This is a genomic window from Balneolales bacterium ANBcel1 (genome assembly GCA_029688905.1).
Taxonomy (GTDB): domain Bacteria; phylum Bacteroidota; class Rhodothermia; order Balneolales; family Natronogracilivirgulaceae; genus SLLW01.
In genome coordinates this window covers 195,351-218,964 of record JARULB010000007.1, presented here as the reverse complement: position 1 = coordinate 218,964, position 23,614 = coordinate 195,351, and the positions used below count along the sequence as shown (strand labels likewise).

The following is a 23,614-nucleotide window of genomic DNA, read 5'->3' as shown; positions in this document are numbered from 1 at the left end:
ACTCACACCCACGACCTGGCCCCTCACCCCCCGCAATCCAACTTCCTTATTTATCACTCGTTGCGTATTTTTCTCCGGCATGCGTCCGGCTACAGTACATTGCGGTAACCCGGCATCAACTTTATTATTTTGTCATGTCTATGTATCCTTCAAAGAACCACTTGCTGCAGTTCCCGGAATCATCCCTCCACGGATGCAATGACGGAATGTCTAAAACTGCATGTTATCAAAGTATCGCTTCATGACATCCCATAAGGAAACCGACAAACCGGGAAGAGGGACAGAGCAATCCAAAACGGATGGAAGCCGGCCGGATATGGATGCAGAAACAACGACGGCCGTTGATATCAGCATCGTGATTGTCAACTATAACGTCAAGGAGTTTGTGGCCAATCTTCTGGGCTCCCTTGAGAAAGCGGCACACGGACTTAAGCTTCAGATCTTTGTCGTTGACAACGCCTCTTCAGACGGCTCGGCCGGATACCTGAAAAAAAGGTACCCGGATGTGAACTATATCCTCAATAATGACAATATCGGATTCGGAAGGGCTAACAATCAGGCAATTCGGCAGGCACGTGGAAAATATACCCTGTTGATTAACCCCGATACCATTGTAAGGCAGGATACTCTCACAGTCATGTTCCGTCATCTGGAAGATCATCCCGATACAGCCGCAGCAGGATGTAAAATTCTTAATCCGGATGGTACCTTTGCCCCGGAGTCACGCAGGTCGGTGCCAACCCCCATGTCCGCTTTGTACAAAATGGTCGGGCTTCCCCGGCTTTTTCCAAACAGCAGTCGTTTTTCCGCCTATTACCTGGGGGGGACGGATGAGAATACCGCCGGACCAGTACCGGTGCTCTCCGGTGCGTTCATGTTTTTCCGCACAGACGTCCTTAAAGAGCTTGACGGTTTTGATGAACAATTCTTTATGTACGGCGAAGATATCGATCTTTGCTACCGTGTGCAGAAGAAAGGGTGGAAAATTGACTATCAACCGGCGACAAGTATCATCCACTACAAGGGGGAGAGTACCAAAAAGGAAAACCTGGACTATGTCATTACCTTCAACAAGGCGATGTACCAGTTCTTCAAAAAGCATTACAGTTTTGGGTATACCTTTTTCTTTCGGATTTTTATCCTGTCCGGAATCGTAGTGAAAGGTTTAATATCCTATTTGAATACTATTGCCAGAAAGGTTTTTCAGCCGGTTGTGGATTTGTTTGTGCTCAACATTCTCATCATCGTGTTATTTGTCTGGAGATACGAGATTCCGATTGTAAGTATCGCTGAGCGTTTTCACCTTCAGTTCCTGTCGGTTAATGTCCTGCTGAGCCTGCTGTTTCTCGCAGCAGCACTCTACCACGAATTATATGGGAAGAACCGATACTCCATTCCCGCCGTAATTAAAAGTACCGGTATCGCTTTTGCCGGAGTGGTGTTGATCACTTTCTTTCTCCGGGATTTTGCATTTTCCAGGCTTATTCTGCTTTTGAGCGCCATGGGAGGAGTGATCATTTTGAGTGCGATGCGAATGATCAAGATCAACCGGTCCAGAAAAGCGCCAGGTGTTCCAGGCAGCTTTCTTTCCAGAAAAGTGCTGCTTGCGGGAATTAATGACCGGACACCCGAGCTAATCCGAAAACTTCGATCCCGCCCAGACTGGAATTACCAGCTGGTCGGTCTGGTAACCCGGGAGCCAAACTATCATCGGGATGAAGTGGATAATGTACCGGTAATCGGTGACCTCTCATCCGTGCTGAAACTTGTAAAGTATCATAAGGTGGATGAGATCATTTTTACGCTGCCGGCAGTTGATCATGATCAGATTTTGAGAACGATTTCCGAACTCAGGGAAACGAACGTCTTTCCCCGAATCGTTGCAGACTCCCTCGATTACATCGTCGGCAAAACAAATGTCGAATACCTGGATGACCTTCCTGTAATCGATGCCGACCTCTCCTATTTCACCCGGTGGAATATCTTCCTGAAAAGGCTCCTTGACCTCACGGTGTCGACCCCCCTGATATTGGTGATGGCACCGGTATTCACTTTGCCGGCGATTCTGAGGCATCACAAAAAAAAATCGGTTGAGATCAATATTTCAGATACCAAAAAGCACACGATTTCACTTTTTCTACCATACCGTGAATCCCGCTGGATGAACCGCTTTCTGCTCTTGTGGTATGTCTGGATCGGGCGCATCAGCCTGGTGGGAAGTCCCATCATACCTGACAGGGTGCCGCATTTCGCCAATGTGAAACCGGGACTTTGCGGATTGCGGCAACTTTCGGAGAATCAGCTGTATCACGAAGAAGAAAAGGTCCGGTACGAACTGTATTATCTGCAAAACTATTCGGTTTGGCTGGATCTGGATCTGATCCTGAAAACCCTCATCTACCGCCGGCCAACTCTGGAACCGATCGACAGAAATCTTTAGCATAAACGGCGGTCGACAAATAACCAATCGCAAATGAATAGCGGCACTACCGGCCGGATTCGTTTCAAATTAATTCAAACACTGTATGAGTCGTCCTGATTTTTCAGCTATGGATCATCATCGAGGCTATATATCTGAAAGCCTGAAGAATCAAAGACGCCGGCGCACCTGCTCGACCATTCCGGGGTACCAGTCAGCGTACGTATCATCTTCGATATGCGATCGAATCTGCTCCATCAGCCACAGATAGAACGTAAGATTGTGGGCGGTTGCCAGCTGAATACCAAGCACCTCACCGGCCCGGAAGAGATGGTGGACGTAAGCCATTGTGTGAAGTTGGCATAAATCGGAGCCGAAACCCGGGTCGGCCGGTTCAAAATATGTTTTCCACCGTTTATTTTTGATGTTGATGATGCCATTGCGGGTAAACAGCATGCCGTTCCGGGCATTTCGGGTCGGCATGACGCAGTCGAACATGTCAATGCCGCGTGCGACAGACTCCAGCAGGTCGGCCGGGGTTCCAACACCCATTAGATAGCGGGGCTTGTCTTTCGGCATAAACTCGGTAGACCACCCGGTAATTTCATACATCATTTCCGGTGGTTCACCGACACTCAGTCCGCCGATGGCCAATCCGTCGAAGTCGGTCGCAGCCAATGTTTCGATGGACTGTTTTCGAAGTTCTGGATAGACGCCCCCCTGGGTAATTCCGAATAGAAACTGGCGGTGGCCGTATCGGGGAGAGGATTGCGTAAAGGCTTCAAAACACTCACGGGCCCAACGGTGTGTCAGATCAAGCGACTGGCGTACGTACGATTCTGTAGCCGGGTACGGCGGACACTCATCGAGTACCATCATGATATCGGAGCCCAGAATCCGCTGGGTTTCGATCACATTTGCAGGTGTGAATTTGTGCCGGGAACCGTCCAGATGGCTTTTGAATACAACTCCGTCCTCTTCAATATTTCGGATATCGGATAGTGAGAAAACCTGGTATCCGCCGGAATCGGTTAAAAGTGCACCCGGCCAGTTCATGAAGCGGTGCAGCCCGCCGGAACGGCCCATGATCTCATTGCCCGGCCTCAGGTACAGGTGGTAGGTGTTTCCAAGAATGACCGGAGCCTTGACTTTATTCGTAAGTGATTCACTGTCGATGGCTTTGACTGTACCCAAAGTTCCAACGGGCATAAAAATGGGAGTCGGGATGACACCATGGTCGGTAGTGATGGAACCAAGCCTGGCTTTCCCTTTCGAAGTTTCTTTTCTGAGATGGAACACGTTATATTGTACGGTTATTAACGAATTGAAATAGCCAATATAAAGATTGGAAGCAACAACCCGTAACGATTTCCTCCTGTAACCGGTAATACGGGCAAGCAAAACTGCCGTGGAGATCCCGCCGGCATCAAAAACAACCTGCGTTATTTTGGAAAAGGCAAAAGAGATCATCGGTACCATCGCAACAGATTTTGTTTTTCTGATGCTGGCGTGGTACATCTTCTATGTTATCCGGTTTGAATTGGGTTGGGGTATTGAGCCGGCTGCTTTGGCCCCTGCAATTCTCTTTTTGCCGGGAGCGGTTGTGGCCGTTTTCTGGATCGCCATATTCGGGTTGTTCGGTTTGTACAGGCACCTTTATTTGATCTCCCGGTTCGATGAAATTCTGAGAGTGGCAAAAATCTCGATTATCGGCACACTGATCCTTTTCTTTCTGCTGTTTATCGACTCCCTGGGCTGGTCATCCGAAAACCTGCATCAGGCCAAATGGGTGACGCTGACGTACTGGCTGATTGTACTCCTTTGTGTCTCGAGTGGACGTTTTATGTTGCGTACCATTCAAAAACACCGCGTACTCCGGGGCAAGGGGCTCCATCGTGCCGTGATCGTCGGAACAGGTCCGGCCGCAAGTTCGGTGTATGAAAACCTGAACAGACATCGCACTTCAGGGATGAACGTGCTTGGTTTTCTCCGTATAAATGGCAACGATGGTCAACAGAATGAGATCTCTGTCCCCGAGGATATGGTAATGGGCAGCGTGAGCGATCTCAAAGAGATCGTAATTGCCCACAAGGTCCAGGAAATTATCGTAGCGCTTGAAACCGATGACCGTGACGATCTGATTTACATTCTTGACCAAATCGACATCCCCAACGTTTCCGTAAAAATTCTCCCGGACTTCCACCAGGTTATTACCGGGCTTAATCAGACCAACCAGATTTTCGGCTTGCCGCTGATTGATGTGATGCCCGACCCCATGCCCACCTGGGAGAAGTTTATGAAGAGGGCAATGGACATCATCCTGTCGCTGATTATTCTGATTCCGGCACTGCCTCTGATGCTGGTAATCACTCTGATCATTCGCCTGACATCTTCAGGCCATGCCGTTTTCAAACAGAAACGGGTGGGCAAATACGAGCGGCCGTTTACCATGTACAAATTCCGGACCATGTTCGAAAATGCCGAGAAGGAGAGCGGACCGGTCTGGGCCAGCGACAACGATCCCCGGATTACTCCTGTCGGGTACTGGCTTCGAAAACTGCGCTTCGATGAGCTGCCTCAATTTTTTAATGTTCTGCGTGGTGACATGAGCCTGGTAGGGCCGCGACCCGAACGCCCATTCTTTGTAAATCAGTTTAAAAAACAGATACCGCTCTACTCCAGAAGACTCCGGGTTCGCCCCGGTATTACGGGCTGGGCGCAGGTGAAATGGAAATACGACGAGAGCCTGGAAGATGTTAAGGAAAAGACCAAGTACGACCTGTTTTATGTCGAGAACATCTCTTTGAAAATGGATTTTAAAATTTTAATTAATACCGTGATGACGGTGATCAAAGGAAAGGGCCAGTAGAAATGAGCGATGAAAATGCGGCATTGGTAATCATCCCCACCTATAATGAAGCCGAGAATGTGCGGCGGTTGCTTCCGTACGTCCTGCAAATGGAAGAACCCATCGATGTGCTGGTTGTGGATGACGGTTCTCCGGACGGGACCGCAGAGGAGGTCAGGAAGCTGCAGAAAAAATATCCCGGCCGAATTCACCTCATAGAACGCGAGGGCAAACTGGGGCTTGGTACGGCCTACGTCACCGGCTTCCGCTTTGCGCTTTCCCGCTCTTACAAGTATGTTTGTGAGATGGATGCGGATTTTTCCCACGACCCGGATGACCTGCCCAGATTGATAGCGCCGGTTAAAAAGGGACACTGCGACGTAGCGATCGGTTCCCGCTATTGCAAGGGAATAAGCATCATCAACTGGCCGCTTACGAGACTGATCCTCTCCTATTCAGCCAACATGTACGCCCGTTTTATCACCGGAATGCCGGTAAGGGACACCACTGCGGGATTCAAATGCATATCACGAGAGGTTCTTGAAAATATCGATCTGGATAAAATCCGCTCAAACGGTTATTCGTTTCAGATCGAAGTCCATTTTCGCGCATTTAAAGCGGGCTTCAGCTTAAAGGAGGTATCCATTATCTTTCGTGAACGGACCGAAGGCGTCTCCAAGATGTCAAAGAAGATTGTCTTTGAGGCGGTTTGGATGGTCTGGGTTCTGAAACTGCGCAGCCTGTTTGGTATCTTGTAGATTAACGACCGGTAACGAACGGGGTTTTTAATCCCCGACCTGTCTGAAACCGTTCAGCTAAACCCATTCAAATGAATCATCTGGATTTTGAAAAACCCATTATCGAGCTGGAGAAAAAGATTACCGAGCTCAGTGAACTGAATATCAGCGATGATAATGTTCTGTCCCCGGAGATTGACCGGTTGCGCAAACGGGTCGAGGAACTGCGGGTCTCCATATTCTCCAACCTGACACACTGGCAACGTGTTCAGCTGGCACGCCATCCCGACCGCCCCTACACGCTCGATTATATCTACGCCATCATGGAAAATTTCATCGAGCTGCACGGCGACCGGTGCTACAGTGACGACAAGGCCATTGTGGGCGGATTTGCCACGTTGGATGGACGCTCCGTGATGGTTATTGGTCACCAGAAGGGCCGTGACACCAAAAGCCGCAAGTACCGGAACTTCGGCATGCCGAACCCGGATGGCTACCGCAAGGCTCTGAGGCTTATGAAAACAGCGGAAAAATTCGGAATCCCCATTATTACCATGCTGGACACTCCTGGTGCTTTCCCGGGTCTTGAAGCCGAAGAACGGGGGCAGGCCGAAGCCATTGCGCGAAACCTGCGTGAAATGGCCATGTTGAGTGTTCCCGTAGTAACCATTGTTATTGGGGAAGGGGCCAGCGGTGGCGCGCTGGGTATCGGCATGGGCAACGAGGTCTACATGATGGAAAATACCTGGTATTCGGTCATTTCGCCGGAATCCTGCTCGTCCATTCTCTGGAAAACCTGGGACTATAAAGAACAGGCGGCCCAGGCACTCAAACTGAGCGCACCCGACCTGCTCAAACTCAAGGTTATCGACGGTGTCATAGAGGAACCCCTGGGAGGAGCCCACCGGGATTATGATGCCGCTTCACAAGCAGTGCGCATACAGCTTGTGAAAAGCCTAAAACGGCTTGGCAAAATGAAACCGGAGGAGCTCAAAACCCATCGCATAGAAAAATATTCGCAGATGGGAGAATGGTCAGGAAACACGGGAAAAAAACGGAATGCTTCCTGACCGCCCCCCTTTCCTCACCTACCGGATGCCGCTGCGAAGCCGCTACAGCGAAACCGACAAGATGGGCGTGGTCTACCACAGCCGCTATCTGGAGTACTTCGAAGTGGTACGCACCGAGTTTGTCCGGGAAGCCGGACTCCCCTACGCCGAGATGGAAAACAGAGGGGTGATGCTGCCGGTGGCCAATGTTCAGATCAGCTACAAAAAGCCGATCAGGTACGATGAACTGATGGATGCCCGTCTGCAGATTTTCGATGAACCGGTGGTGAGACTGACCACGTTTTATGATATACGACCGGCCGGCAGCAAGGAGATCCATGTAATCGGCAAGGTGGATCTGGTATTTGTCGATGTGGATAGCCGAAAGCCGGTTCGTGCTCCGAAAGATTTCCTCAATAAGATCAGAGATTATGCAGAAATGGCCTGATGAAGTAAAAAAACTGGTACGGCTCGCCCTTGACGAAGACCTCGGCGCCGGTGATATTACCACCAATGCCATCTACTCCGGCAGCGAAACGGGATCCGCCAGGATCGTTTCACGCGAAGACGGTGTGCTGGCAGGCGTCAATCTGGCCGGCTATATTCTGGCCCAGGTGAGCAGTGATGTGAAATTCACCCCGCTTCTTCGCGACGGAGAACCCCTCGGCAACGGTGTGGAAATTGCACGCATCGAAGGGCCGCTGGCACCGATTCTGAGCGCCGAGCGTACCATTCTCAATTTCATGCAGCGAATGTCGGGGATAGCCACCCGCACCTGTGCGTTCACAAGAAGCCTGGCATCCACCCGGACCCGCATACTCGATACCCGGAAAACAGCTCCCGGTCACCGATACCTCGACAAAATGGCGGTACGCATCGGAGGCGGGAATAATCACCGAATGCGCCTGGATGACCGGTTCCTGATCAAGGAGAACCACATTCGCATGGCCGGCGGAATTGAGCGGGCCATTGACCTTTGCCTGGATTATCGTAAACAGAACCGCCTGGACGCCGCCATTGAAATTGAGGTGTCCAGCCTGGAAGAGCTGGACCAGGTAATCGCCCATGGTGGTGTTGAATATGTGATGCTCGATAACATGAGCCTTGAGATGGTGAAGGCCGCTGTGATACGCGTGGATCGGCGCTTTCTTCTTGAAGCATCCGGCAATGTCACACTCGAAAACCTGGCAGCCATCGGGGAAACCGGCGTGGACTTCATATCGTCGGGTGCCCTGACCCATTCGGTGCCGGCTATGGATATCTCCCTGCTCGTGGACGGAGCGTCTGTCCGCTGATACCGCATGAGTCTGGCTTCCGGCAAACCGTCAACTCCCGTTATGAAGCTCGACCCGCTGCTATCGACCATAGCGATCGGAATTGCCGCATTCCTGGCACTGACGGCCTGGAGTCCGCCGCTCTTTTACGGTACCATCACAGAATGGGCCGGAAGCTGGCCGCAATCCCTGTTTTCATTTGTCTGCCATCAGCAGATCGACAGGGCGCTATTCATCAACGAGGTGCCGCTGGCGGCCTGCAGCCGTTGCACGGGCATCTATACCGGCCTGCTGGCGGGTATTGCCGGTTCCGCATTTTTTTTCACTTTTGGAAAGGTATGGAACCGTTATATTACAGGAATCTTTTTTTTGGTGTCTATCGTATTGGTATCTGACGGTTTTGCCAATCTGTTAGATCTTTGGCGAAGCTCCAATCACACAAGATTGTTACTCGGAACGGCCTGGGGGTTATCCGCCGGAATCATGCTGGCGACCGCCCTGACCGTTGCGAAACCTAAACAAGGAGGATAAAGGTAAATGGAACAAGCACAAAACAAATCATACTGGAATGCGGCGGGCAAGGCAGGTGCCATCTTCGGCTTCATCGTCTTCTTGATCACCATTATCGGAGGCTACATCACCATCCACTCCGAACCGTCCGGTTCTTTTTTGATGATGTACTATGCCAGTTCGGCCATCGGGTGCCTGATTGCGCTTTTTGGAGGAGTCCTGGCGGTCAAGTTCTATATCAATGAGCATGGAAAAGAGCTCAAGGTGGGCAGAGGTGCGGTCATCGGACTGTTTACAGGTGTGTTCATTGCATTGGTATCCGTTGTGCTCAGCATGATCTGGCCTGTCATCGACAGCTCCTATATCGACAACCTTCAGAACGCCATGATCGCCAATATTGAGGCGAGTACTATGTTTGACAGCGCCATGAAGGATGAGATGATCGACGCCACCTATACCCAGATGCAAAACTACCACTCTGCCGGTAATATTCTGCAGATGCTCGGTATGGGAGCGGTAATGTACGGCCTGCTGAATGTCCTGAGCGGAATGCTGGCAGCAAAAGTTATGGGGAAAGCCCCGGAAGAGGAACTGTAATTTTATTCTTTTTTCATGTCAGATCAGCACTCCAATAAAAATGACGGGGGCGGACAGGCGCCCGGTGACTCAGAACCCCATGCGGAGAGCCGGCCTTCCGGTGAGCCGCCGGTGAGTCCTCAGGGGTTTCTTCATGAGCAAAGCTGGACCAGTCGTAACGGCTTTCCCGACTGGCTGCCGGCCCTGGTGTGGGTAGTTCTCGCGTTCGTTCTGTTCCAGATCTTCGGCAATCTGTTTGCCGTTGTCTATCTGATGATTGCTCTGGACGATCCCTCCCAGGTATTGGACACCGCCGTTTTCGTTGAGCACCTTGACGGGATTTTTCTGGGGAATTCCATTTTCCAGATTCTGATAATCGGCATGCTGACCTGGCTGATTGCCGGCCTCTCCACCACCGGGAAACGATCGGCATTCCTGCGGTTCCGGCATGATGAAAAAACCCTGCCAGTGGTGCTGCAAACGGTGCTCCTTGTGATCTTCATGCAACCGACAGTCTGGCTGCTTGGATGGATCAACGCCCAAATCCCCATGCCGGATGCCTATATGGCCATGGAGGAGGTTCAGCTGGAGATGATCACGTCGTTTCTGACTTCCGACAACATGGTGCTTCTGGCTCTGATTCATGTCGGCCTGGTTCCCTCCGTCTGTGAGGAGATTCTGTTTCGGGGATATGCCCAGCGGCTGATGGAGCGTTCATGGGGCATCTGGGCAGCCATTATTGTCGGCGGCCTGCTCTTCGGACTGTTTCATATCCGCCTCACCCAGCTTATTCCTCTCGCCGCCATCGGAATGCTCCTCTCCTGGCTGGTGTGGAGATCCGACAGTATTTATCCCGCCATGGTCGGCCATTTTGTTAACAACGGGGGCAGTGTCATCATGGCAGGATTATTTTCCGATATAATGACCGAGCAGTTGGTTGCTACCGAACTTCCGCCCCTGTGGTTGGTGTTTGCCAGTATAGGTGGTATTTTTATGATACTGCGCTATATCCATCAAATAACCAAGCGGGAGTAACCATGTTTAACAATAAAATTTCACCAGACAAGATTGAGGACTGGACCTGCGTCTACGAAACCAGCATCGAAAGCGAGGCCGGTCTCGTTCACGGCTTTTTGGAGAACCGTGATATTCCCTGCGAAATCCTCTCCAAAAAGGACAGCGCCTATACCGTTAACTTCGGAGATCTCTCAGCCATCTTTTTGTATGTTCCACGCGAACATGCCGAAGATGCCCAAAAAGCGCTGAACGAGTGGAAAGAGGGCAAGATCGATGAATCGGAAATGGATACCTCCGATAATGATAATACAGAATCACCTGACCATGATTCGTGAACAATGCCCGTAAATTGTCCGGAACTAAGAAAGGGGGAGCAGGGTGCCTGAACTGGTTAAACGAGTACTTTCCGCTCTGGTAGCTGCACCGGTTTTTCTCATTTTGACCTGGCTGGGTGGATGGGTTTTTGCAGCTACGCTGGTTGTACTTGCCGTTATCGTTCAGCTGGAAATCATCAGCATGCTGGAAAAACAGAATGTGCGGGTGCTCAAGATAGCCGCCCTTTCGATGGGAGTTCCGGTACTGCTGCTCGGAATTGTTCCCGGTTTTGCCTGGTCCCTGTTTCTGGTCCTGCTCCTCGCGACGCTGACCGGGGAGGTTTTTCGTACCGATAAACACCCCTGGCATACACTGATCGCCACACTGGCCGTTGCAGTTATGGTGCCCGCCCTGTTCTCCGGCCTGTTGCTGCTACGTGAAATGGGCAATGACCATACCGGATTTCTGCTCACACTCACCCTGCTCCTGATGGTCTGGGCCAATGATGTTTTTGCCTATTTCGGAGGCAAACTGACCGGCCGCCGCAAGCTGGCCCCGAAAATAAGTCCATCGAAAACCGTTGAAGGATTTCTGTGGGGATTTCTCGGTACGTTGATCATGCTCTTCCTCTGCATGCATTTTTTACCGGACTTCCCCCTGAACCTGGCTGCTGCCCTTCCGTTTGCCGTAATTGTCGGATTCATGGGGCCAGCCGGAGATCTGGCGGAAAGCAAATTGAAACGGGCTTCGGAGGTCAAGGACTCTTCGGAGCTGATCCCCGGTCACGGTGGAATGTACGACCGGTTTGATGCCGTTCTTTTTTCGGCTCCTGCCGCCATGGCCTATTTCCAGGTCCTGGCGTATTTTTCGATTATTTAACCACCGCTTATGAACGTGTTCATGACCGGCGGGACCGGCTTCATCGGCCGGTATCTTGCCCGCAAACTGACAGATCACGGGTTCTCGGTTACCATCGCAACCCGTTCTCCCGAACACCATCAAAACAGCAATTCAGACAAACCGGCCACAAATCCGGGAGACCAGGTTTCCGGAGGCCCCCTGCACAATGCGCCCCGGATCCGTTATGTGCCGCTTGCCGATGATCTCACCGCCAGTGTGGATGGATGCGATGTGGTGGTCAATCTCGCCGGCGAAAGCCTGTTTGGCAAGCGATGGACTTCCTCCGTCAAAAAAAGGCTCTATGACAGCCGGATCGGTACTACTCGCGATTTGGTAACAGCCATAGGGAACGCTGACAGCAAGCCGGCACTGTTTCTGTCGGCTTCCGCCGTGGGCTACTACGGCGACCGGGGGGAGGAGCGCATCACCGAAGATATGGGCAGCGGAAGTGACTTTCTAGCAACCATTTGCCGCGACTGGGAAAACGAATCGCTGAAAGCTTCCGATTTGGGTGTGAGAGTGGCTAATCCCCGAATCGGAATTGCGCTGGGTCGGGGCGGGGGCGCCCTGGGGCCCATGCTGCCCGTGTTTCAGGCGTTTTTGGGAGGATCACTTGGGCCCGGATCCCAGTTTTTTCCGTGGATTCACATCGAGGATCTGTGCCGCTCATTCTTGCATGTGATTCGGAACGAATCCATGGAGGGGCCGTATAACGCCACCGGCCCGGAACCGGTTACCATGGATGCGTTTACCAGTGAACTTGGCCGGGTGTTGTCGCGGCCGTCGCTGTTCAAGGTCCCGCAGTTTGCGCTGAATGTGGCGCTGGGAGAAGCCGCAACCATGCTCACCACCAGCCTCAGGGCGGTGCCGGCGAAACTCGAACAGGACGGTTTTTCGTTTGAGTATGCTGATGCCGGCCGGGCTCTGGAAAGCCTGCTCACAGACAAAGAGACTGAATAGCGGTCGCCGGGCAACGGTCTCAATAGAAGCAGCCTTGCAAAATACCATTGCGGGGCGGTACCCGGGTTTGTGTCACAGTTCTACTGGCTTCCGGCTCGCCATGGCCGCGGGTTTCGGAACCATTTCCTCAACGGGCAGTCCGAAAAAGTATGCTACATGGCTGCCGATTGAAACCGGATCGGGTAAGCCTGGTTAGGTTATGGCCTGCGAAATGACCAGCAGCGCAATCCGTCGCGGGTCTGGCCGATCAGCTCCCTCTCACCATTACCCAGCAGGTCGGTGAATACTGGGAAGCGCATGGAAGCGGAAGGGATATGCTCCAGCCGTTCACCGGACGCCACCTGCCAGGCATACAACCTGCCCGTGGTGGAAACCGCGGCCATATCCGGATTACCGTCGCCGTTGACATCCGTAATCACCATGCTGTCGTACTCGGCGGCCTGCTGTCCCATGCTGCGGGTCATGCGAAGCTGTCCGCTTTCGCTTATCAGGAACAGGTTGCCGCTGAGGCTCTGAACCCCGATCATTTGCTCCCGAACGGTATTGCCATCGCTGTCCGAGACGGTCAGTTCCCGTATGACGGGCCGGTTCAGGATGGGCGAGTTATCGACATATAATCGCTGTACGGACAGGCCATGCTCATTGGTGTCTTCATCGTTGCCATTTTCGGGAACAACTGCCAGAGTGTCTGCAAACAGAGGCTCTTCGCCAATGGCATACAGGTGTCCGTCGGAGGCTCCCGCAAGAATATGCCGGTTATGAAATGCAAGCGGACCGAAGTCCGACTCGATAAAAACTGGGAAGGGTTCGCGACGGCTGCCCTCCGGCGTAAAGCCGAACAGAGCGTTTCCGGCAGTGACCCAAAGGGTTGCTTCACCGCCAAATGAGCGGAATTCCGGCTTTCGACTTACCTGAACGTTCACATCCTGGGGCCATCCGCTGATATTTCTGCCACGCTGATCCAGTACATGAACCTTGCGGTCGGATGTAGCGACGATCATTTCGGGCCGTCCGTTACGAGAGACATCTGCCAGTGCCAGCGGAGCCGTGATGTTTTCATCCATGGTAACAGGAAAGTTGGGCAGGGGGATGCCGCGCAAATTCCATGCATAAATCCTGTTACCGGCAGCAACAAGTATCACATGCTGATTGTTGCCGTACCAGTCATACACGATGGGGGACCCGACCGGGCGATCGTTGCCGGTGTTGGTCTCAACAAAACTGGTTCCGTCTGAAGCGATTCCGTGAATTCGGTTATTCTCGGTGGCGATGATCAGCTCGTTGCCCGATCCTCCCAGAAGATCGGTCTGGAGCGGTTTGCCGGTAAGCCGGGCGCCACCCAGTCCGAAAACCCACAGTTCCCTGACGGGATCGGCACGATCTTCACTGTAATAGGAGTCGAGGCGAAAAGAGAGCTCCTCCCCGTTGCGGACAAGGCTTGCGGCGCTGATGTCGCTAAGCGAGGCCAGATAGGGGGCGTGGTTTCTGGGGTTCAGTTTGGGCTCCAGATAGTTCATCAGCGGAGCTGTGCGCGAATAGCTCCAGGCGCTAAAACTATCCGGGTGCTGCCTTCGGGCCGAGATATATTCATCATCATAATAATACACCGCACGACGTCTCCGGTCCTGATCCACACGCCGGGCGAGTCCGGAGCGGTGGGTGATGACCGCAGCGTTTGCAGAACGTGAAATAAAGAAGTCGGTGAATCGGCTGAACGGACCGCCAAGCATTCCGGACAGGATCGTGCTGCTCACATGAAAAACATCATTACTGCTTTCTATCCATCCTTCCTGCTCCAGCCGGTTCAGAATCCGGGTGAATGCCGCCGGATTTTCCAGCCGTCGTAAAATCATGCTCTCACCGACCGACAAAAAGCCGCTCGCCTCAAAAGCCACGTAAGCCGTTGGTGGAGCCAGGGTCTGCTCAATTTCCCGCAACAGATCGGAATCACTGGACAACAGGGAATCGAGGGTGGAGACATGCTCGGCCTCAGAAGGGATGGTGTATCCGTTGTGCTGGTGAAAAATAGTAAAGAATGCGGCGTCGGCCGGAATGTAGCGGTCCAGGTCAGACGGACCCGGTTCTGAAGCGAGTGCCGACATGAAAGGGGACAGCCGGCTGTCGTCAAAAGGAATGGTACCTCGAAGAGCAGCATTGAACTGCGGGTCGTCCGACTCTCCGTTGGATACGGTTATTACAGCAGGGCCTGTTCCTTCGGTTATGCCGGAAAAACGGGGGAGGTACCGGGGTGCACCTAAAAGTTTAAGCCAGTTATACACTCTGGGGGTGTTCAGCAGGTAATCACCGTCGCCGGGCAGCGGCTCATCCATGGAGATTCCGGGATTCTTTCCGCTGTATGTGAGCAGGCCGTTTTCAACAGCGGCGCTGTTCTTGCTCAGGAGGATCCAGTTGTGGAGCTGAGTGCCGAAGAGGGTTTCGCCCTCGAGGTGAAGGATATGGATGGTCTGTCCATGAAAAGAATAACTGTTTTGAGCATACTCCTTTCTGAAGCGGGATGCGACTGTACGAAGGCCCATTCCGGGATCTTCCAGCACGAACAGGGGCTGAAGCTCATGCGATCCGGTCGGATAGAAAGCGGTGGCTTTAATCGGCACATGTGTGGAGATCCGTTCACGCATTTCTGCAAGCGCTGGAATACGTATGGAGGCCAGTTCATTGGCCCGTAATCCGCTTCCGGTGCCAAGGATATCAAAAAAATCGGCATCGTGGTGGAGGGCGATGATCGGGCTTTCTGCCGGTATGGCGGAAAGCCAGCTTTTTTGCTCAAGGGAATCCGAACAGGCTGTAAATAGCAAAAAAAGCAGTAAAAAGATAAATAAAGAATGGGGGGTTCTTGCTATCATATAGAAGTTTTGGGAAATACCTGTTAAAGCGCGACGTTCTTTTTTAGTTACCAGCGATCCTAAAATATCACTTTTTGAATGAGTTTTTTGAATCCGTTCCTGTTTGTTGCATTTGCGGCGGCAGCCATACCGGTGATCATTCACCTGATTAATCTGCGAAAACCGCAAAGGGTAGCCTATTCGACGCTGGCTTTCTTCCAGGAGTTGCAAAAATCAACGATTCGCCGGTTGAATATCAAAAGATACCTGCTTCTCGCCTTGCGGGTGTTGGCTGTCCTGGCACTTGCAGCTGCACTGGCGCGCCCTTTCATACCGTCCCATGTGGCCGGATGGCTGGGTACGGGTCAGCAAAGCAGCATTGTGGGGATCATGATCGATAACGGGCCAAGCATGATGCAGGTCGATGAAGGTGGTCCCTATATGGAACAGGCGAAACGGGCGGCGGATGAAATTATTGGTCAGGCGGGGGACGGGCCCCGCTTTCTGCTGGTTCCGACACATGGTGAGCTGGATTCGGGAAGATGGATGCGGGCCGCGGAGGCGAGAAATTATCTGGATCAAATTGAGCCGGTGAACAAGGGGGCGTATCCTTCAGAGAGGATGGACTTCATTCAGGAACGGATTGCCGATGAGCCCGGAGAGTCCGGACGGGCTTACTGGATTACAGACGCCAGAAAGACACAACTGGAGAAGCTGGAGGAGAACGGAGGGAATGACACTCCGCAGTACGACCATGTGCCGGTGACGCTTGTCAGGGTCGGGGGACAGGAGTTCCAAAATGTTGCGGTAACAAATGTACAGATTGACGATCGGGTCACTGGCGCCGGGGTTCCGGTCGGGGTATCGGTTCAGGTCCGGAATTTTGGCATACAGCCGGCCCATAACATGTTTCTGAGCCTGGAAGTTGACGGGGAGCGTATCGGGCAGTACGAGGTCGACCTTGAAGGCGGCCAGCAGCGGGAGCTTCTTTTTGAAGTCATACCGGAGACATCCGGCAGCGTCCGTGGCATGGCCGTTCTGGAAGGTGGCACCTACACATTTGACCATCGCCGATATTTTTCCATCGAAGTACCTGAAAGCAGAAGTATACTGCTGGTTACCGATGCGGGCGAAGACGGAACACGGAGATCCTATCTCTGGCCGGTCCTTGCCGCCGCATCTGAAACAGGTGCCGGCCTCAATGGCACGCGCACCGACATCCGCCAGTTGCGGCAATACAGCCTGGACCAGTTTGACGCCATTGTGCTGGATGGAGTGGAACGTGTACCGGAATACCTCCATGCAGAACTGGTGCAATATGTGCAGCAGGGCCGGGGGGTGTTTTTCCTGCCGTCGGAACAGGGCAGCATGGAGAGATACAACCGGTTTTTGAGTCAGTTTCAGGCCGGTACCTTTACCGGAATGCGCGGAACTTACGGACGGTTTGAGGAGGTGGCATCGCTGGAGCGGCTGTCGGCGGGACACCTGCTGGCCGATGATATCCTGCACACGGAAGATGACGGCGAGCTTCGCATTGACATGCCGACACTTTTTCATTACTGGCAATATGATGATTCGGGTTCGCCGGGCAGCAGCGTCATGCTGCGTTCCAATCTGGGTGAGCCACTTTTTGTACGTCACCGCGCGGGAGACGGTATGGTTCTTGCCGCTGCGATGGGCATCGGGCCGGGGTGGTCAAACCTCAGCATAAAACCCGTCTATGCCCCGCTGATATTCCGGATGATGCTCGAAGTTGTAGCATGGGAAGGCGGTGGCCTGAGGGAACATACGCTGGGCACTCCCCTTGACCGGAATCTCGGTGGAGGCGGCTCGCTGGTTCGGCTTGTACTCAACGGAGAAGAAGTTCGGCCAGAAACGGCAGCGGGCGCAGACGGACTCAGGGTGCGGTATCCCGGCCGGGAGTGGTCGCCGGGTTGGCTCGAACTCCATTTGGACAACAGAATTTTTACTCTGGCGGTGAATCAGCATATATCGGAATCGGATTTTACATCGTTATCATTGGCAGAGACAGAGTCTTTTCTGGAAAATCGACTGCCACTGGCTGGAGTTGTGGATATCACCGGATATGATCATGCTCAGATGCGATCGGCGATGGCGTCGGTCAGTTTCGGCAGAGAAATTTGGAGTTGGTTTATTTGGCTGGCACTTGCTTTTATGGTGGCAGAATGCATTATTTCAAGGCAATACAGGGTTGAAACCTCTGCAGAATAAAAAACGCGTATGACACATCTTGCTACAGTCCATTTAATTATACTCGCTTTCTTTGCTTTGGGTACGACCATGCTGATGATGGTTACCCTTTCTAACGCATTGCGGCTTCGCAATGTGGAGATCACCTGGAAGTCCGGAAAACTGTACGGATATCCTGTTTTCTCAAGCGTGTTTCTTCTTTTTTCGCTCGCATTGACCACGCTGGTTATCTCCCAGCAAATGAACACCTATCTGGTTCCGGTCATGTGTTACAACTGGATCGGGTTTAACTGGTTTATCACCAGCTATCTGATGTCGAAGCGTTTTGTGACGGACCACGGCATTGTTAAAAACGTCAATGATCCTTCACAAACCGTGGCCTGGAGCCGGATTATGGACTATGTGGAATTGAACGAGGGCAACAAACAGGTCTTCGCTTTTTTCTATCCGGATGCCCTGTCCGGTGAAAAATCACGTAATATCAGGCTGGAGCTGGAAGTCCCGTCGGACAAAAGGCCCATATTTTCCCAAATTCTCAGGAAAAAACTCGGCCGCAGGTTCAGTCTCGGTGAGTTTGAAACAACCTGGATCGGGCAATTGAAGTGATCTACCTGTAAAACGGCTGGTTCTGCTTAAAGTCTCGGATCACTTCCCGCAGGCGAAGAGCCACATTTCTCCTGAGTAACTACTTTTTACAAACAACAATCCCGGACTATTTTTGAATAACGATCTTAAAACGAATATAAACGACCAGGAAAAGGCGGTACTGGTCGGTATTTATGGCGGTGATATAGACAAGGTAAAAGCCGAGGAGTATCTATCGGAACTCGAACTGCTTACAGATACCGCAGGAGGATTCACCGTAAAAAAAATTCTGCAGCACAAGCCACGCCCGGATGTAAGCACCTATATCGGCAAGGGAAAACTCAATGAAGTTCGGCAGGTTATGAAAGATGAGAAGGCCGATGTCGTGATATTTGACGACGACCTCTCTCCGACCCAGGCCAGAAATATTGAAAAGTCGGTTGAAGCCAAAGTGCTGGATCGTAGCGGTCTGATCCTGGATATCTTTGCATCCCGTGCCAAGACGGCGGCAGCCAAAACGCAGGTCGAGCTGGCACAGCTCCAATATCTCCTGCCCAGGCTGACCCGCTACTGGACACACCTTTCAAGGCAGAAAGGCGGGATTGGCACTAAAGGTCCTGGTGAGACACAAATTGAAACCGACCGGAGGCTCATCGGCAGAAGGATATCCGTGCTCAAGAAAAAGCTGGAGAAGCTGGATCAGCAGCGGAAAGTACAGCGCCAGGGGCGTGAAGAGTCGCTTCGGGTCGCGCTTGCAGGTTATACCAACGCCGGAAAGTCTTCGCTTATGAATGCCATCACAGATACCAGCGTGCTGGCGGAAAACCGGCTTTTTGCCACACTGGACGCAACCGTTCGGAAATTTGAAGTGGATAGCGAGACGGTTCTTCTATCCGATACGGTCGGCTTTATCCGTAAGCTCCCGCACCATCTTGTCGAGAGTTTTAAATCGACCCTTGATGAAATACGTGAAGCCGATTTGCTGCTTCATGTCGTGGATGTCTCATCACCCCTTAAGCAAGAGTATATCGAAACCGTGCACAATACGCTCAAAGAGCTGGGAGCTGGAGACAGGCCCGCCATTTTGGTTTTCAACAAGGTAGACCGGGTTGACTCCCCCCAGGATCTGGCCGATGTACGGCATGACTATCCCGGCAGTGTGCTGGTGTCCGCTACCCGGGGAATCGGACTGGACGATATCCGGTCAGAGATAAAAAAAAGAGTTGCAAGAAATTATTTATATAGAAAAATTGTCTTACCGATAACGGGGTATCATGTGGTATCATATTTGCATGAGGTAGCGGAAATAGAAAAGGAAACATATGACGAGGACTCGATAAGGCTCACCTGCCGGATTCACAAAAAACATCTCGGCAAACTTAAAGATACCCTGGCAAAAATCGACGCAACGGAAGAAGTTCTGGAACCTGTGAACGGAGAATAATTATGCTGATTCGTGACACACTCAGCGAAAATGTACGGCCGCTTCGGGCTGCAGACACCATCCTGGATGCTCTCCAGGCCATGGCGGATAGCGGATATTCCTGGCTGCCGATAGTGGATGCCACAACCAACCGTTTCATAGGCATGGTAAGCCGGGTCTCCGCGAGCCAGCACCAGTCAGAGTTTGAAAGTGTGATGGCGATTCGCGAGCAGCGGCCGGTGGTCACTTCTCCGGATCAGAATATTTTTGAAACGGCAAGGGTCATGGAGAAACATGACCTCTCCATGATTGCCGTACTCGATGAACAGCGTAATTACATAGGTGTAGTTGACCGAGCGCACCTTTTCGACCGTATCGTGAGAAGCATGAATTTCACCGATTTCGGTTCTCTTGTAACGGTCCATTTCGAGGAGCGTGACTTTACCCTCTCCCAGCTGGTGCGGATCATCGAGGCCGAAGGGGGGTTGATTCTGGGGTTAAGCGTAGAAGCCCCCACCGGAAATTACCCCTTTTATGTCGTTTACATCAAACTCAACCTGCCCGATCCGGCACGTATTGTCGCAGCCCTCAGACGGCATGAATACATTGTGGATTCCCAAAGCACGGACAACAGGGAAGATCGCCGTTACGAAGAGCGGGCCGACGAGCTCATGCACTATCTGAATATTTGAGACGCCCCGGCTTGAGCCGTTACCTCCGGCTTGGCCGATACCGCCCCTTCCTGCCAATAAACAGGTCCGCGGTAACGTAATAAACAACCGGATTTCGTTGCACTGCCCCGCCGGAATTCGACAATGAAATAAATGAGGCGCAACACGATATTTCCCCGCATAATCGTTGCCGACATTGCGTTTATGTTCGGAAGAAGTCCCGTTCTATCACTATATTCCACCTTTCCCTAACGTAAAAAACCGTACTGGATGAAAGCGGCTCATCATGTCCTTATAATCCTCCTGCTGCTTGCCGGTGTTGCAGGATCCGCCACTGTTGCAAACGGCCAGTTCGCCTCTCCTTCGGAACACCATGAGTTTGAAGAGGGAATGAGACTCTACCATGAAGGCCTTTTTGAACAAGCCGCCAAATATTTCCGCAGTTATCTGGATCGCGAAGTAGAACAGTCGCTGCACGAAAAGGCCCTGTTCCACTACAAGCTGTCCCGTATGGCGCTCGACACCCTCAATCGGCATACCTATGTGTTCCGGTACTTGCAGCAGTATCCCGCAGGTACGTATGCCACGCAAATGCTGGAAGATCTGGCCGGACGTGATTTTCGTGCCGGGCGGTACGAGGAGGCCCTGAGACATTACAGCTGGGCCCATGAGATAGAACTCAAGGAGCCCCGGAAAATAGAATTTCTGTTTCTGAAGGCTGAGTCGGCACGGCAACTGGAATTGAGCGACAGTTCATCCACCTTGTTCCGGATTCTGGCGGAGTCGTATCCCGAATCGGAATGGGCGCCGAGGGCCATGTATGCAAGGGGAAGCATCTACCTTGAGCGCGAAGACTACGAGCAGTCGGCCAGGGTGTTCGAAGATCTCAGGAGCCGTTATCCGAACGACCCGGTTACCCGGCAGATTGGAACCGCCCTGGGGGAAATGTACTATCGCCAGGGGCATTACGAAGAGGCCATCCGTGTCCTCAGAAGCGAATTGCCCTATCTGGAAGAGGAAGCCTTGCTGAAGGCGGTTTTACTCATAGCGGAAAGCCACAACTATTTGCGGCAATTCGACAATGCCGCCACGCAATACCGAAGGTATATCAGCCTGACCGATGATGTGATGCAGGCCCGGCCCGCACACTACGGACTCGGATGGGTCTATCACAAGCAACAGGTATATCACTGGGCCGCTGATGCTTTCGAAAAAGCCTCTCCGGGTGATGACGAGCTGGCCCGAAAGGCGCTTTACTACGAGGCGGTCAACCGGAAATTGAGTGGACGCTATGACCTGGCGCTTGAGGTATTTCAGAAATTCGGCGACCGTTTTACCGATGGCTTCTGGATCGAGAGGGCCTACTATGAGTGGGCGCTGACCGCCTTTGAGCTGGGGCGCAATACCCTGGCGGTCGAAGTGCTGCAGACCCTGGTGAGAAAAGATTACGATCTTGAAGATCCCGGCAAAATCTACTCGCTGCTGGGGGAAGCGTATTTTGCCAATAACGAATTCACCCGTGCGGTACAGGCTTTTGAGATGGCCGGAGCAGCCGCAGATGTCGACCCCGAAATGAAGCGCCAGGCCCAGTTCCAGCGTGCCTGGGTGCTCTATGAAAACCATGCCTACCGGGAGGCGGCCCAGGCATTTGAATCCGTTTACCGGGAGCAGCCTTCCGGTGCACTGGCTGCCGAAGCACTGTTTTGGAGCGCCGACAGCTATTTCAATCTTCAGCAGTGGCAAAATGCCACACGCCAGTTCGAACGGTTTGTGGAAGGCTATCCGGACCACCGTTTTACCGGTGCGGCCGTTTATTCGCTTGGATGGAGCTACTTCCACAAACAGAATTTTGCCCGGGCGGCCGAGTATTTTGAGGCCTTTGAACGTGAACATGAGCCCCCTCCCATGGCTTTGTTTCCGTATGATGTTGACACGCGGCTGCGTTTGGGCGACTCCTATTTTGCACTGGGACGCTATGATGATGCCATCGCCAGTTATGGAAGAGCGGCCGGGGCCGATCCCGGTGGCGACTACGCCATATTCCAGATCGCCAACAGCTACTATCGGAGCGACCGGTCTTTTGAGGCGGTCAGTAATTTCCGGCGGCTGGCCAGGGTGTTCCCCTCCAGCAGACTCAGGGAGCAGGCCCAATACAACATCGGCCACATTTTCTTTCAGATCGGCAACTACGATCAGGCAATCGAGGAGTTTCACACTCTCATCAACCGCTACCCCGGTACCGAATGGGCTGCGCGCGCGCAGTACCAAATCGGAGATGCCTTTTTCAATGCGGGAGATTACGAACGGGCGGTGGATGCCTACCGGCTGGTCATGGACGAATACCCGCAAAGCGGATATGTCGTGGATGCCGTTCGTGGTATTCAGTTCGCGCAATTGGCAGCCGGAAAAGAAGATACAAGTCTGGAGATCCTGGAGTCGTTCCTGAACCAGCACCCGCAAACCGGCACGGCAGATCAGCTCCGCTTTCGTCAGGCAGAGAATCTGATGCAGGCCGGCGAGTACCGTGAGGCTATCGCGTCGTTCCGTCACTACATCAGGGTTACAACTACAGAATCGATGATTCCGGAAGCATGGTTCAGTGTCGGAGAGGCGTATGATTTGCTGGGTGATAGCGGCAGCGCCATATCCGCATACCGGCAAATTGTGGATGAGTTTCCGGACTCGGACCGCCTTGACCCCGCCCTTCTCCACATCGGGCGGCTTGAATACGGACGAGGCCGTTATGAAGAAGCTGTAACCGCGCTTGAACGCCTGGTGGAACGCGACGGGCGCCTGCAGGTAGAAGCACTCGCATATCTCGGCGATGCCTATCTTGCAACCGGCAGCACCGGACGCGCCGATGACGCCTACGACCTTGCACTCCAGCGCAGGTCCGGGTTCGAGCCGGCTTTGATCGGCAAAGGACGGGTCGCCATGGAACGAAGGCAGTTTATGGATGCCGAACGCTATCTTGGCCAGGTCGCCGAATCCAGTACCCTCGAAAATGGCGCCGAAGCACAATATCTGCTCGGACGTGTGCAGCAATACCGGGGCAATTACGAGCAGGCACTGGATGCCTATGCAAGGGTAAGCGCCCTGTATGAGGCGTACGACCGGTGGGTGGCCGAAGCCATGCTGGCTACTGCCGAGACCTATCGCGCAATGGGGCAGCAGGGCCGCTCGGGTCAGACGCTCCGGGACGTTATGGAGCGTTTCCCGGATACCGAGTATGCCGAAAGAGCCGCAGAACAATTATAAAGGAGGGTTTTCTCTACG

General features: G+C 52.7%; 19 protein-coding genes. 17 read left to right on the top strand and 2 right to left on the bottom strand.

The genetic code is table 11. From position 1 onward, the window contains the following. The first annotated feature begins 241 nt into the window (after positions 1–241). Positions 242–2,440, top strand: a complete 2,199-nt coding sequence (locus QA596_11085) for a glycosyltransferase (GenBank protein MDG5768010.1) — start codon at positions 242–244, stop codon at positions 2,438–2,440. Between the two features lie 150 nt (positions 2,441–2,590). On the opposite strand, the gene tgt is transcribed toward QA596_11085, so the two are convergent. Further along, positions 2,591–3,889 carry a tRNA guanosine(34) transglycosylase Tgt gene (gene tgt, locus QA596_11080; protein MDG5768009.1) on the bottom strand — a complete coding sequence of 433 codons (1,299 nt, stop codon included), beginning with the start codon at positions 3,887–3,889 and terminating at the stop codon, positions 2,591–2,593. Between tgt and QA596_11075 the strand changes: the two genes are divergently transcribed. The 11 genes from QA596_11075 (at position 3,867) to QA596_11025 (ending at position 12,605) form a co-directional block, all read left to right on the top strand. After that, positions 3,867–5,288, top strand: a complete 1,422-nt coding sequence (locus tag QA596_11075) for a sugar transferase (protein ID MDG5768008.1) — start codon at positions 3,867–3,869, stop codon at positions 5,286–5,288. The two genes, tgt and QA596_11075, sit on opposite strands and share 23 nt — an antisense overlap. Before the next feature lie 2 nt (positions 5,289–5,290). Beyond that, the gene (locus QA596_11070) at positions 5,291–6,025 is read left to right on the top strand and encodes a polyprenol monophosphomannose synthase (GenBank protein MDG5768007.1); all 735 of its coding nucleotides are present in this window, start codon (positions 5,291–5,293) and stop codon (positions 6,023–6,025) included. A 71-nt stretch (positions 6,026–6,096) separates the two neighbouring features. Beyond that, a complete protein-coding gene (locus QA596_11065) occupies positions 6,097–7,074 on the top strand; it encodes an acetyl-CoA carboxylase carboxyltransferase subunit alpha (protein ID MDG5768006.1) in 978 nt (325 codons plus the stop codon). After that, on the top strand, positions 7,064–7,501 hold the full coding sequence (locus tag QA596_11060) for a thioesterase family protein (protein ID MDG5768005.1): 438 nt from the start codon (positions 7,064–7,066) through the stop codon (positions 7,499–7,501). Before QA596_11065 ends, QA596_11060 begins: the two co-directional genes overlap by 11 nt. Continuing rightward, positions 7,485–8,348 (top strand): carboxylating nicotinate-nucleotide diphosphorylase, encoded by an 864-nt coding sequence (nadC, locus tag QA596_11055; protein ID MDG5768004.1) that lies wholly within the window; start codon positions 7,485–7,487, stop codon positions 8,346–8,348. The genes QA596_11060 and nadC overlap by 17 nt, the downstream gene beginning before the upstream one ends. A gap of 6 nt (positions 8,349–8,354) precedes the next feature. Beyond that, positions 8,355–8,858: a DUF2085 domain-containing protein gene (locus tag QA596_11050; protein ID MDG5768003.1), complete on the top strand. Its 504-nt coding sequence runs from the start codon at positions 8,355–8,357 to the stop codon at positions 8,856–8,858. A gap of 6 nt (positions 8,859–8,864) precedes the next feature. Continuing rightward, positions 8,865–9,434, top strand: a complete 570-nt coding sequence (locus QA596_11045) for a DUF4199 family protein (GenBank protein MDG5768002.1) — start codon at positions 8,865–8,867, stop codon at positions 9,432–9,434. Positions 9,435–9,449: 15 nt separating this feature from the next. Beyond that, the gene (locus QA596_11040) at positions 9,450–10,448 is read left to right on the top strand and encodes a type II CAAX endopeptidase family protein (GenBank protein MDG5768001.1); all 999 of its coding nucleotides are present in this window, start codon (positions 9,450–9,452) and stop codon (positions 10,446–10,448) included. Between the two features lie 2 nt (positions 10,449–10,450). Then, on the top strand, positions 10,451–10,765 hold the full coding sequence (locus QA596_11035) for a DUF2007 domain-containing protein (protein MDG5768000.1): 315 nt from the start codon (positions 10,451–10,453) through the stop codon (positions 10,763–10,765). Positions 10,766–10,808: 43 nt separating this feature from the next. Further along, positions 10,809–11,624: a phosphatidate cytidylyltransferase gene (locus QA596_11030; protein MDG5767999.1), complete on the top strand. Its 816-nt coding sequence runs from the start codon at positions 10,809–10,811 to the stop codon at positions 11,622–11,624. A gap of 9 nt (positions 11,625–11,633) precedes the next feature. Then, on the top strand, positions 11,634–12,605 hold the full coding sequence (locus tag QA596_11025; protein MDG5767998.1) for a TIGR01777 family oxidoreductase: 972 nt from the start codon (positions 11,634–11,636) through the stop codon (positions 12,603–12,605). A gap of 197 nt (positions 12,606–12,802) precedes the next feature. Here the strand turns inward: QA596_11025 and QA596_11020 are convergent, their stop codons facing one another. Beyond that, positions 12,803–15,469, bottom strand: coding sequence for a hypothetical protein (locus QA596_11020; protein MDG5767997.1), 2,667 nt, complete (start codon positions 15,467–15,469; stop codon positions 12,803–12,805). Positions 15,470–15,547: 78 nt separating this feature from the next. Between QA596_11020 and QA596_11015 the strand changes: the two genes are divergently transcribed. From QA596_11015 to QA596_10995, 5 genes are all read left to right on the top strand, one after another. Continuing rightward, positions 15,548–17,680 carry a BatA domain-containing protein gene (locus QA596_11015; GenBank protein MDG5767996.1) on the top strand — a complete coding sequence of 711 codons (2,133 nt, stop codon included), beginning with the start codon at positions 15,548–15,550 and terminating at the stop codon, positions 17,678–17,680. Between the two features lie 9 nt (positions 17,681–17,689). Next, positions 17,690–18,265 carry a hypothetical protein gene (locus QA596_11010; protein ID MDG5767995.1) on the top strand — a complete coding sequence of 192 codons (576 nt, stop codon included), beginning with the start codon at positions 17,690–17,692 and terminating at the stop codon, positions 18,263–18,265. 112 nt (positions 18,266–18,377) lie between these two features. Further along, entirely contained in the window at positions 18,378–19,688 is a 1,311-nt protein-coding gene (gene hflX / locus QA596_11005; protein ID MDG5767994.1) for a GTPase HflX, read from the top strand. Between the two features lie 2 nt (positions 19,689–19,690). After that, positions 19,691–20,359 carry a CBS domain-containing protein gene (locus tag QA596_11000; protein MDG5767993.1) on the top strand — a complete coding sequence of 223 codons (669 nt, stop codon included), beginning with the start codon at positions 19,691–19,693 and terminating at the stop codon, positions 20,357–20,359. A gap of 249 nt (positions 20,360–20,608) precedes the next feature. Next, positions 20,609–23,596, top strand: a complete 2,988-nt coding sequence (locus QA596_10995) for a tetratricopeptide repeat protein (GenBank protein ID MDG5767992.1) — start codon at positions 20,609–20,611, stop codon at positions 23,594–23,596. The last annotated feature ends 18 nt before the right edge of the window (positions 23,597–23,614 follow it).